At 41.4% G+C, this 11,557-nt stretch carries 13 protein-coding genes; 5 read left to right on the top strand and 8 right to left on the bottom strand.

Annotated features, from left to right (window positions below):
• Nucleotides 1-207: photosystem II reaction center PsbP (psbP, locus tag VE944_RS09125; RefSeq protein WP_324975470.1), on the bottom strand; the 207-nt coding region annotated here is incomplete at its 3' end.
• A 333-nt stretch (nucleotides 208-540) separates the two neighbouring features.
• On the opposite strand from psbP, the gene tnpA reads away from it, so the two are divergent.
• The 3 genes from tnpA (at nucleotide 541) to VE944_RS09110 (ending at nucleotide 3,304) form a co-directional block, all read left to right on the top strand.
• On the top strand, nucleotides 541-981 hold the full coding sequence (gene tnpA, locus VE944_RS09120) for an IS200/IS605 family transposase (protein WP_324975473.1): 441 nt from the start codon (nucleotides 541-543) through the stop codon (nucleotides 979-981).
• 767 nt (nucleotides 982-1,748) lie between these two features.
• Entirely contained in the window at nucleotides 1,749-2,585 is an 837-nt protein-coding gene (gene dapB / locus VE944_RS09115) for a 4-hydroxy-tetrahydrodipicolinate reductase (RefSeq protein WP_324975468.1), read from the top strand.
• Nucleotides 2,586-2,617: 32 nt separating this feature from the next.
• Complete coding sequence (locus VE944_RS09110) at nucleotides 2,618-3,304, top strand: phosphate ABC transporter permease (RefSeq protein ID WP_324975464.1); 687 nt, start codon at nucleotides 2,618-2,620, stop codon at nucleotides 3,302-3,304.
• A gap of 252 nt (nucleotides 3,305-3,556) precedes the next feature.
• On the opposite strand, the gene VE944_RS09105 is transcribed toward VE944_RS09110, so the two are convergent.
• From VE944_RS09105 to VE944_RS09085, 5 genes are all read right to left on the bottom strand, one after another.
• Nucleotides 3,557-4,186: a precorrin-8X methylmutase gene (locus VE944_RS09105; protein ID WP_324975461.1), complete on the bottom strand. Its 630-nt coding sequence runs from the start codon at nucleotides 4,184-4,186 to the stop codon at nucleotides 3,557-3,559.
• Nucleotides 4,187-4,343: 157 nt separating this feature from the next.
• Nucleotides 4,344-5,153 carry a TPM domain-containing protein gene (locus VE944_RS09100; RefSeq protein ID WP_324975459.1) on the bottom strand — a complete coding sequence of 270 codons (810 nt, stop codon included), beginning with the start codon at nucleotides 5,151-5,153 and terminating at the stop codon, nucleotides 4,344-4,346.
• 264 nt (nucleotides 5,154-5,417) lie between these two features.
• Nucleotides 5,418-5,954, bottom strand: coding sequence for a DUF948 domain-containing protein (locus tag VE944_RS09095; RefSeq protein WP_324975456.1), 537 nt, complete (start codon nucleotides 5,952-5,954; stop codon nucleotides 5,418-5,420).
• 11 nt (nucleotides 5,955-5,965) lie between these two features.
• Nucleotides 5,966-6,316, bottom strand: coding sequence for a YtxH domain-containing protein (locus tag VE944_RS09090; protein WP_324975454.1), 351 nt, complete (start codon nucleotides 6,314-6,316; stop codon nucleotides 5,966-5,968).
• A gap of 238 nt (nucleotides 6,317-6,554) precedes the next feature.
• Complete coding sequence (locus VE944_RS09085; RefSeq protein WP_324975453.1) at nucleotides 6,555-6,890, bottom strand: hypothetical protein; 336 nt, start codon at nucleotides 6,888-6,890, stop codon at nucleotides 6,555-6,557.
• Nucleotides 6,891-7,803: 913 nt separating this feature from the next.
• Between VE944_RS09085 and VE944_RS09080 the strand changes: the two genes are divergently transcribed.
• Nucleotides 7,804-8,796 carry a metal ABC transporter solute-binding protein, Zn/Mn family gene (locus VE944_RS09080; protein WP_324975451.1) on the top strand — a complete coding sequence of 331 codons (993 nt, stop codon included), beginning with the start codon at nucleotides 7,804-7,806 and terminating at the stop codon, nucleotides 8,794-8,796.
• A 96-nt stretch (nucleotides 8,797-8,892) separates the two neighbouring features.
• Here the strand turns inward: VE944_RS09080 and VE944_RS09075 are convergent, their stop codons facing one another.
• Nucleotides 8,893-9,426, bottom strand: a complete 534-nt coding sequence (locus tag VE944_RS09075; RefSeq protein ID WP_324975449.1) for a DUF4330 domain-containing protein — start codon at nucleotides 9,424-9,426, stop codon at nucleotides 8,893-8,895.
• Between the two features lie 393 nt (nucleotides 9,427-9,819).
• On the opposite strand from VE944_RS09075, the gene VE944_RS09070 reads away from it, so the two are divergent.
• Nucleotides 9,820-10,683 carry a M48 family metallopeptidase gene (locus VE944_RS09070; RefSeq protein WP_229553361.1) on the top strand — a complete coding sequence of 288 codons (864 nt, stop codon included), beginning with the start codon at nucleotides 9,820-9,822 and terminating at the stop codon, nucleotides 10,681-10,683.
• 66 nt (nucleotides 10,684-10,749) lie between these two features.
• On the opposite strand, the gene VE944_RS09065 is transcribed toward VE944_RS09070, so the two are convergent.
• Nucleotides 10,750-11,505: a metallophosphoesterase family protein gene (locus VE944_RS09065; protein ID WP_324975444.1), complete on the bottom strand. Its 756-nt coding sequence runs from the start codon at nucleotides 11,503-11,505 to the stop codon at nucleotides 10,750-10,752.
• Between the last annotated feature and the right edge of the window lie 52 nt (nucleotides 11,506-11,557).

Raw genomic sequence — 11,557 nt, 5'->3', positions numbered from 1 at the left:
AACATTTTCAGACACCTCAATCAAATCGTGGAAAACTACATCTGGGCCGTTGGCAACTTTAACTTGCAGCCAGCCGTTAGGATATAAAAACTGATAGCCATCATTAGTGTCTACAAAGCTTTTGAGTCCAGATGCTGCCGCCACATCAGAATTACTCAGGCTGAAGCTCAACACTAATAGCAAAATTAATATAATTCGTTTCCACATTTTTACAGATTCCTTTAGGCTGGAGACAACACCAGGCTTGTATCATTTCTCGTTATTATTCTCCCACCAACCGGCACGCTTCGGATGAGGCATTATATGGGGAGGGATAAATGCTTAAATTTCGTTGAAAGGGCAAGAGATAGGAGGAGCAAATCATACCTTTATTTGAAGAGAGGATGATTTGGAGCTACTGAACTATTGTAAAGTTGCAACCCTACCCGCCTCGGAATGAATTCCAAGGCTAATAGCTTAAGTCAGCTCAAGCTGACTGGAAGATTTTTAACGATTTTGGGAATACTAGACACAGGAAATTGCATCAAAAACAGCACGTACATGTCTCTGTGGCGACTTTACTATCATCTTGTTTGGGCGACAAAAGAGCGCCAGCCACTAATTACCCCCGAACGTGAAACCCAACTTTATAGTTACATCATTGGCAAAGCCAATACACTTGGTAGCATTGTCCATGCTGTGGGCGGAATAGAAAATCACATACATTTAGTGGCTTCTATACCACCGAGATTTTCTATCTCTGATTTTGTCCAAAATCTTAAAGGCAGTAGCGCTCATCATCTCAATCATCTCTCGCCCTCACAAGATTTGTTTGACTGGCAACGCGGATATGGCGTTTTTTCAATGGGAAGCAAACAACTTGAGCAAGCTGTCGTGTATGTAGAGAATCAAAAAGCGCATCATTCCAATGGAACTACAATTTCGTCTTTAGAACAGCATAATCATGAAGATGATGGGCCAAAACTCACGCAGCTAAACTAATTAATTCCATTAATCTTCACGTTCATTAAACCATAGTCAGCTTAAGCTGACTTGAGCTATTAGCCTCAGAATTCATTCTGAGGCAGACTTGTTATTAAGCCAAGATTCCACAATTATTCAAAAACGTAATCTCCAACCTCCCACCGGAACCATCACCCGCCATCAGCCAAGATTCCACAATTATTCAAATACGTAATTTCCAATCTCGCGCCGGAACCATCACCCGCCATAGGTTAGAAACCTACGGCTAATAGCTCAAGTCATCTCAAAGATGACTAAAGAAAAGTTAAAGAAATTAAAGGCTAATTGAAAACACAAAAAACCCCGACTTGATAGCCGAGGTAGATGGGAGAATTCCAAATGTCGATGGGATATACCGATACCGAAATCTTTTTTTCTTAGCTAACACCAGTTAGATAGTTAAGTTTGGTCTTTGCTAAGTTATGTAAATAAATTTAACAATAATATTACAAATAGTCAACTAGACTTGACAAAAAAGACTAATGTCTTTCATAAGAAGTACTTATCAGGGACAGTATGGGATTCTTTTTGAAGGTGTGGTAGGTGAAGTAGCGAAAATACAATAGTTACTGGCTAAGATAGGGAGATGAAAATGAGAACCCATCTACTGTAAAGAGTAGAAAAACTGAGCCATTAACTGGATAAATCAGGGTAGTTGGAATTAAGCCAGAGATTTGAGAAGCTAACTACTAGATCACTAAAGTCTTTACAATTCCTTTGTTACCTCAAAAAATATTTCTCGACCTATGACGAATCAAGCTCCTATCCCGGTTATTGTCAACGGTGCTGCTGGTAAAATGGGCCGTGAGGTAATTAAGGCGGTGGCACAAGCGCCAGACTTAAACCTAGTGGGTGCAATTGACCACAGTTTAGAACATCAAGATAAAGACGCTGGAGAGTTGGCGGGTTTAAGCGAACCCCTGGAAGTACCAATTACCAATCAATTAGAACCGATGTTAGGGTATGTGGCTGGCGACAGACAGTCTCCTCCAGGAGTGATTGTAGATTTTACCCATCCCGATTCAGTTTATGACAATATTCGTAGTGCGATCGCCTACGGTATTCGTCCTGTAGTTGGTACCACTGGGTTAAGTCCAGAACAAATCCAAGACTTGGCAGACTTTGCCGACAAAGCTAGCACTGGTTGTCTAATTATTCCTAATTTTTCCATTGGCATGGTGCTATTGCAACAAGCTGCGATCGCAGCCTCTAAATATTTTGACCATGTAGAAATTATCGAACTGCATCACAACCAAAAAGCTGATGCTCCTAGTGGTACTGCCATTCAAACGGCGCAGTTATTAGGAGAATTGGGAAAAACTTTTAACCCTGCTCTTGTAGAAGAAACAGAGAAATTAGCAGCAGCCAGAGGTAGTATAGCAGATGAAGGAATTAGAATTCATAGCGTCCGCTTGCCAGGATTGATTGCTCATCAAGAAGTTATTTTTGGCGCAGCAGGACAGATTTATACTTTACGACATGATACGAGCGATCGCGCTTGTTATATGCCAGGAGTGCTACTAGCGATTCGCAAAGTCTTAGCGCTAAAGTCGTTAGTATATGGATTAGAAAAGATACTTTAAACACACTATTGCTCATTCATCACTCAGCACTCATGTTAGTACCACTGACTCGCCAGAAATTTGAACAAGTTGTCCCCCTAATTGCAACTGGTTTGCAGTACAAGTACTACTGGGGGAAGTTCTCAAATTTTTTGCAACGGCTGTTAATTTCTGTAGTTGCCGTAGTTGTTATATTGCTTGCGACAGTCGTTTTTAGGCTTGAGTTTGCTTCAATAGTATTTGTGCTGGGAGTAATTAGCGCTTTTTTTTGGCTGTGGTATCCAGTGTTTCAAGCAAGTATGCGGAATTTGCAATGCCGCCGTTATAAGTATGGCGGCTTTTTCCGTGGTCGAGTGCTAGATTGGTGGATTACAGACCAATTGATGGGTAAAACCGAAACAGTCAACAGCAAAGGCGAATTGGTAATTATAGAAAATCGAGAAAAACAGATTAACCTAGAGGTGGGTGATGACACAGGATTTAGCATTGAGTTTGTAGCACCATTACGTTCTGCCCACAAAGTTATTACTCGCGGTCAAATTGCAGAAATGGTAGTAATGTCAAATCGCCCAGATTTGAGCAGTATTGAAGAATTCAGCGATATATACTTTCCTAGCCGTGACCTGTGGGTTAGCGATTATCCTTATTTACGGCGAGATTTCTTTAACGAAGTTGGTCGCCGCTTGCGTGAAGACCAACAACAAAAGCCACGTCGGCGGCGGCGTAGCACAGAAGAGTAAACTACTCAGCAATCAAAAGATTTACAAACGAGATAATCCAGGCTCCTTGCTCGGCGTTAATTAGGGACTTCCAAATAAAAAATAATCAATCGCTTTAGTAAGCAGGGGGCGCAGGGGGAGAAGAAATCGGATAGTCGTATTGGATACGGGAATTGAGTAATTTAATTTTTGGAAGTCCCTTAACAAAAATATCTGGATCTTCAATATTTTAAAATAGTATTTGTTATGGAGAGTCCGATAGAGCCGACGTTCCTAACTCCCGCGATTTCCATCTTGTCCATAGGCTTGCCAAGCCAAGTCTACCAATCCATCAACGATCGCAGCTGCTACAACTGCATTACCTTTGCGGCTGTCAATTGTAATGTGAGGCACTAGGGAGTCTTGTAAACGCCCCTTCGCTTCATCAACATCTACAAATCCCACTGGAGTTGCAATTATCAAAGCAGGTCTAATTTCCTCAGCTTCAATTAAATCCACCAGTGCTGTTAGTGCTGTTTGCGCTTGTCCCACCACAAAAATGCCCTCTGGATAACGCCTTGCTAAGGTTTCTATTCCCCATGCTGCCCGAGTTTTTTCTTTTTGAGGACGTGTCAGAGCTTCCATGCTGCAATATAGGGGATTAGCAAAGGTGTTTTGAATCTCGTAGGCAATACCTACTTGCACCATTGGGACATCTACCACAATTGTAGTACGCGCTGCTAGTGCTGCTGCTCCTGCTTGCAAGGCACGCTCAGAGAAACGAATCAAAGACTTATACTCAAAGTCAGCTGTAGAGTATATTACCCGACGCACAATCTCATACTCTGCGGGTGAAAAGACATGATTTTCAATTTCACTATCAATGATTGCTAAACTTTGAGCATCAGTTACGTGCCATTCCATTTTTGTTGAGCTTCTCAAATATTAGCTTTCAGCTTATCAGCTTCAGAGAGTGAGTAGTTAGGAGTTATAAGTTAATTAAAAACTTATAACTCCTGTACAGACGCGTAGACGCTCGAAGAGCGGCTTCTCGTAAGAGTATAATCGCGTCTCTCCTCACTCATAACTCATTACTGGAAGAAGGCCGGCTGAAAACAGGAGATAGGTAGGCAACCAAGACGCCAATAAGAAACCCAGAGATATTGCGAACTAGAGGTAACCAGTCGCTTGTGCGTGTCACTACTGGCCCAATGCCAAAGGCAAGAAACAAGATTCCCCACAAAGGTGAGAAAATTAAAGCCCATTGCCAAGCGAAAATTTGTCCTTTTTCGCGGGGTTGAGCTGCAAATCCACAAATCACCCCACCAATAATTGAGGTAATCAAGGTGAGAATCCACTGCTCTCGTGGTAGTCCGGGGACAACATTGCAACCACCCTTGAGCAAACAGCCTTTAACGGATTCTAAAGCTTGCAGAATGGCTTGGTCTTCGCCTTCTTCGCGAACAAAGTACAAATTACCGAAGCGGGTTTGTAGTTCTATCCAGAACGTCCGGGGTAAAAGTTTATAAACAGCATCGCCGACGCTAAAACTGAGGATGTTACCGCCACGAGAATCGGCAACGAGTAGAATGCTTTTGTCATCCAAACCCCAATATTTTATAACTGCCCGACCTGGGGTGCGGTCATATTGGGTCAATACTCGCAGTTTCCAGCCCGTATCAACTTCAAACTGCTCTAAATCTTTGACAAGCTTTTCTTCTTGCAGGACAGGAAGAGATTTTGCTAAGTCTACAACTGGGGTAAAGGTGGTAGGAAGTAAATCAGGATTGTCATAAGCCAGTGCTGGGGGAGAATGCATGACCCAAATTGACCCAGCCAGGAAAAATACTGCAACAGATATGAGAATTCGTCGCCAAAAACAAGATTGCATGGACGTTTTTATACAAATATCAACGGTAAAAGCGAACAAGTTGTTTTAAAAGAGTAGTGGAAAAGTGATACTTCTTTACACTTGTTTACTTTACTCTAATCTAAGGGATCAAAGCAAAGCGTTTTTGAGGAGTGGGAAATGGGGGATAGGAACTGGAAATTCCTTAATCATTTCCAATCCTCTTGTCAAGGACTAAAAATTAAAAATTATTATTTATTAATTATTGTTGAATTTCTAGAGAAGCTGGAGCGGCGGCTTGTCAGACTAATCTTCATCATCAAAATTGGTTTCCCAGCTAGCGGCGTCGCTGTAACCGTCATTAACGCGGTACACTTCTGCTTTGCTCCGGCGATTTTCTTGCTTGAGTACTTCTCGTTCTCGCAACGTTAGTGGTGGTTTTTCATTGCTTGGCAAGCGTTCTGTTCGCCTTGCGGGTTTTTGGCGCGTGAAGTTTCTCCAAGCAGCTTTCGCGCCAACAAAGATGCTGCGTGTACCTACTTGCAGATTTTGAGCCTGAATTCTTGCATTATCAAGGCTTTGATCGACTTGTTTCACGACTTGATTAGCACTTTTTACACCTTCACTGACATCATCAGTTAAGTCAGTGATTTCCAAACCAGTCACACGGATAGCTTCTAGAGTGGGCGGTAACTCCCGCGAGAGTGTATCAAATAGCTTCTCTGCACTACGAGCAGCGCGTGCTAACTCCTGCAAAGCCGGTATTGCCGCCACTAAAACCGCAGTCAAACTTGTGGCGACTAAGAGTAAAGAAAGTCCCAACCAAAACAGGGGGTCAATCACGGTTATGTCATTTATGAGCGTTCTAATTGCTGGGGAAGAGAATCTGAGTCTTCAACAGATGTTTGCCGCTTCAAGACTTGGCTTTCTCGTTGACTAGCATCTACACCTGCTGCGATCGCTTCCCGTAATCTATCTAAAGTTTCATCCCAGTTTCGTAGTGCGCTACCAGATAGACGATCTGCCTGGATTTGCACACTCGTTGATAAATCCTCTGCCAAGTCTGGGATAGCATTGGCAGATTTTTTCAAAATTTTACGCGTTTCGCGCCCTGTGCGCGGAGCCACTAGCAAACCGGTCAAAGCACCGATAGTAGCTCCCAGCATCAAACCGCCAAAAAATACTCCAGAACGGTTATTAGACATCTTGTTGTTTCTCTCCTTACACCTATTTTAGGTGGGTTTTCTCTCCTTGTAAGACTTGACCGATTTTATTCAGTTAATCTATCGTGACAACATATCAGCCAAAAATGTTGCTTTTATTCATTAAAGATCAAAATTATTAATTACTTATAATTCAAAATTCACGGCGTCCCCGTCTCATCGTGTCACCGCGTCCCTGTGTCAGCACTAATTATAAATGTTCATGTGAACTTGGCATAACTTATTTTTCAACAGTTCTTTTCGCTGGTGTTAACTCTAGCCTACGAAAATAACGCTGCCAGATTTTCTGTCCTAGCAAAAGTAGACTGATAATTTGCCGCACTTGTTGGATTTGCATTTTTAGTACTTGATTTTTCTGCCGTAAGTTATAAATACTCTCCTGGCTGAGATAAATATTTTCGGGTGCTTTATTCAGTGCTGCATGGGTACAACTTTCATAGGCGGTTAACCTATCTGCTATGTATGCTAACTGCTGCTTGAGTTGCCACACTCGCCAAGCCACATATAGTAGTATCAGCGAAATGAGGGTGTTAATGAGGATAACTAAAATTACCATTGTTTCTCTTTACCAATATCAGCTTTGAGGAATTTTTCTATATACTTGACTTGGTTCTTATTTAATCACTAAGAAACTAAAAAATAAAAATTATGCCATAAAGTACAGCCAGGATTATGCAATAAAAAGCAGTTAGATGATGCTCTGAGCGTTATTGAAAGGCTTTACTAGGTGAAATTTAGTCTAACAAAGGCTGATGGCTAAAAATTACCAATTTGCCAATTTTGTAACCACCAGATGCCCACAGTTGCAAAACCACAGTTACAATTGCCTTAGATTCACAACTCGGTTTGCGAAATCAACCCGTATGCTCAATAAGCCCCAGCATTACTACGTTCCACTCCTTAACCTGATAATCCTAAATCATTTGCGACTTTTGTGGAATGTAAGCACAATGGTATAGCCCCTTCAACAAACGGTGAGAGAACTACACTACACTCTTTACCGGAGGCTCCGCAGCATCACCTTTATTATTGTGCTTTTACCTCTACCAGTTCTTCAGTTTGATAATTCAGATCATGTGGAAAAGCTAACGATTGACCTAACCCCCTAGCTGCCTTACCGTGTCGGTAAGGGGGAAAATTCAAATCTCTCCTACAAGGAAAGAGATTTAGAGAGAGGTTTTCCAGTCTGTTGTGTGAACTTAACTAACATTTTGCCTGCAAAAATCTCACTTGAGGTTCACCAAGCAAAAATTGCCGGGTGTGCGATGGGGAAAGGAGAGAGTCTATTAATTCCTCTTCCCTTAAAAAGGCTTGCTCTAATTCCCTCCTTGTTCAAAAGGGTTAAAAAGGATCAAGCCTTAACCCAAGCGTATTGCCTTTAACCTCTTCTTTGTTGAAGGCTTCCAGCTTGTATTTCACTAATCCGTTATTGATAATGATTATTTCTATACATCCAGTAGGAGTTTAGGATGTCAAAAAAATTACCATCAACTAATTCCTTCCGAGCTATTCTTGTTGCCTTGACGATTGGATTTGTTGGGTGTGGAAATCAAACTGCAAGAACTGCATTCACTCAGACTACCACTCAGGTAAATGAGAATCTCCCTAGAGTCGTTGCAACTACAAGTGTATTATGTGACTTAACCAGACAAGTTGCCGGAAATACAGTTAACCTCACCTGCTTAATTGACCCTAGTACCAACCCCCAATTTTATAAACCAAAGCCGGAAGATCGGAGAGCCATTGAGCAAGCTAATCTTATTCTCTATAGTGGCTATAATCTAGAACCAAATCTGATCAAATTAATTAAAGTGACTAAAAACACTGCACCGAAAATAGCCGTTGGTCAACTTGCGGTGTCTAAGCCACAAAAATTTCAGAAAGGCGGCAAGAATGTAACTAATCCTCATCTTTGGCACAATACCAAGAATACTATCAGGATGGTGGAGCTAATTAATAGTAACCTGAGAAAATTAGAATCTAACGATGCAGAGGCTTATAAGAACAATACCAAAAGAATCACAAATGAACTCACTCAACTAGATAGCTGGATTAAGTCAAGAATTTCTAGTATTCCTGCCAAAAAACGTAAGTTAGTTACAACCTCTAATGCACTGAGTTATTACGCCAAAGCATACGGTATTCCATTAGCAGGGGGATTGCAAGGTATTAGTACTAACGAAAACCTGACAGATGCAAGAGTCAAAAATTTGGTTACAAATATTAAACGGGCTAAAGTATCAACAATTTTTCAAGAGGCGGCAACTAACCCTAATTTGCTTCAATCTGTAGCAAGACTTGCTGAAGTTAAAATTTCTGACAGGAAGCTGTATGTTGAGGGACTTGGTGAACCAGGTAGCGAGGCAGACACTTATCAGAAAATGATGATTGCCAATACACGCACAATTGTAGAAGGGTTAGGAGGGACGTATTTAATGTTTCAACCAAAAGCTGCAAAGTAGTTATAACATCCATTTATAAATCTGATAAACCGAGTTTTTGTATATTATCTAAAATTCGATTTATCAGTTTATTCTTTAAAGACGAAGATGTAAATTCTATTTGTCTTTTAATCTGATATCAATAACAGTTGCATTAAAGTTGTAGTTAAAGCCTTCCAACTCAAATGGCATTCCAATTTTAACTTTACTGTTACCGATAACGGGACCATTATCAGTGAGTTGAGCTTTGCCACCTAAAGTCAAAAGCAAATCTGTACTAAAATTGTTGGCCTTTGGATCTGGTAATTCTTTAACAGTGCCATCAGGTTGGGAGACATTGATTGTTCTAGGTAGCTGTTGAATGGATTTAATCTCAATCGCTCCGTGGGGTTGATTGCGGATAATTACATTTGTTTTACCACCTTTTTTTAATCCTTTATCGAATAATTGTTCAGGGTCACGGACATTCAAACCACGAACTACTAAGTCTACTTCTATGGGTACTGTTTTCGCACCGACTTGGGCAACAGAACCAGAGGTGCCAGGAAAGATAAAGATGCCAAATATAACTAGCAGAATTACTAGCGCAGCAGCTAAATCTAGGAGGTTGATTTTGCCGAACAAACGGCCTTTTGAATCTAAAATAGCCATAAAAACTTTTCCGAGGTAATAGCGAAGGAATTGATTGTAGCAAGAAGGTTTTCAATGGGAATAGTGATTTTCCCTATTTACTAATAACTCAAAGCGACTGGGCGTTGCGGTTATGCGACAGTTTATCACGAGTTCGTAAGTTTGCAGGAGTAGCAGCTAACGCTCAAATTTTTGTCTGTTAAGACTGACGCACCGAGAAAGTAATATCTAGTGTTTAAGCCTATCTTTAGAGAGAATCTTTAACCTCCCCTAATTCAGTAGATTTGCTTAAACATTAGCTCGATCACAACTCCTTTGGTCTTGATTTAAGAATGCAACTTAGAATACTCTAAATCCGTCTCATAATTTGTCCCATAATTTTATGTTCTCCCCAAATAATCTTTAGAGCGTATTATGTTCAATTGGAAAGGTTTTGTTGCAAGTTACCGTGTGTGGCGGCGTCGCTGGTTTTATCCCCTAATTTCGGTGGTAGTCGCCCTGAGTCTGTGCCTGAGTACACCCTTGCCTGGAAGAACTTTAGACTTCTTGCCTCTTATATTGCAGGGAGTCCAGGTACTTCAGCTTTCTAATATATCCGATCGCCAGGAAACTGATATTGGCAAGCAGATTAATCAGCAAATTCTGGGGAGTCAAGTCAAACTTTACCGGAATTCTGAAGTTAATCGCTATGTAGAACAAATTGGTCGGCGTTTAGTAGCTAGTAGCGATCGCCGCAACCTTCCTTTTACCTTCCAAGTAGTTGATGATGATGCTATTAATGCCTTTGCAACTTTAGGTGGCTATGTATATGTCCATACAGGTTTACTGAAAGCCGCAGATAATGAAGCAGAACTTGCAAGTGTTATTGCCCATGAAATTGGTCACATTGGCGGGAAACACCTGGTTAAACAGATGCGGCAAAAAGCGATCGCTAGTGGTTTAGCAACAGCAACTGGTTTAGATCGCAATACGGCTGTAGGGATTGGTGTAGAACTTGCTTTGAATCGTCCCCGCAGTCGTCAAGATGAATTTGATGCCGATCAAAGAGGATTGCGAACTTTGACACGCGCTGGTTATGCCCAGTCTGGGATGGTTACTTTTATGCAAAAGCTGCTGAAAAAGGGTGGTTCTGTCCCGACATTTTTGAGTACGCACCCCGGAACGAGCGATCGCATTAATGGCCTCAGACGTGCAATTAACTCTCAACCTAGTAAGGAAAATTATGGCTTGGATAAAGCTAGTTATAAAGCTAATATTCGACCATTAGTGAGGTCTTGAGGGTATTAAGCATTGGGCATTGGTTATTCCCCTTGTCTCTCTCATCCCCCTGATCTCGAATATTGCTTAATTCTTATTGCGGCGATCAACTTTGATTTTAGCTGGATCAACTCTGATCACTACATCTTCTAAGGGCAGGGTACGGAGATAGTCTTTAAAAATATTAACTTGATAAACTAGGTTATTTGTGACATCTAGTCCAGTTAGCCAGCCACTCCGGGGATGATAAGCGCCAGTATCTATATCTAGCCATCCCTCTCCTTGTGCCAGTTTGCCAGGAGAAACACCCGGCAGAGTAAAGGTAATGGTGTGACCGATGATAATAAGCTTATCTGGAAAGTAGGGTTTTTCAATGCTGTGAAATTCTTCTCGTATCCAGCACAGTTCATCGGCAGTTTGTTCTGTTACAGACTTGGAAGGGTCAACACCAGCATGAGTTAACCAAATATCCCCTAAGTCTAGATATGTAGGCAAACTCTTGAACCAATCCAGATGGTCATCAGGGATTGAAGCCTCGTGGTAACTGGCTACGGTAGCTTGCCCCCCACTGTACAGCCATGCTTGCATCGTTGGGGAGGAGGTTCTTTCATTGGTCAGAATGTTTAATAACATCTGCTCATGATTTCCCAGCAAACATGAATAGTTATGTCGCTTGACAAAATTCACCACTTGTGAACTATGAGGACCACGATCAATTAAGTCTCCCAGAAAATAGATTTGATCGTCTGACATGGGGGCGATCGCCTCCAATAATGTCATCAAACCTTCATAGTGGCCATGCACATCCCCAATTACAATTCGTCTGGGGCTAGTTTCGCTCATTGTCTTTTAGCTTCAATAGTTTGGCTAATACTTCTGCTACAGTTTAAGCTGT

This window comes from Nostoc sp., from assembly GCF_035638895.1.
Classification (GTDB): domain Bacteria; phylum Cyanobacteriota; class Cyanobacteriia; order Cyanobacteriales; family Nostocaceae; genus Nostoc.
Note: the sequence above shows the minus strand (reverse complement) of the source record. Positions and strands in the feature narration are given on the sequence as shown.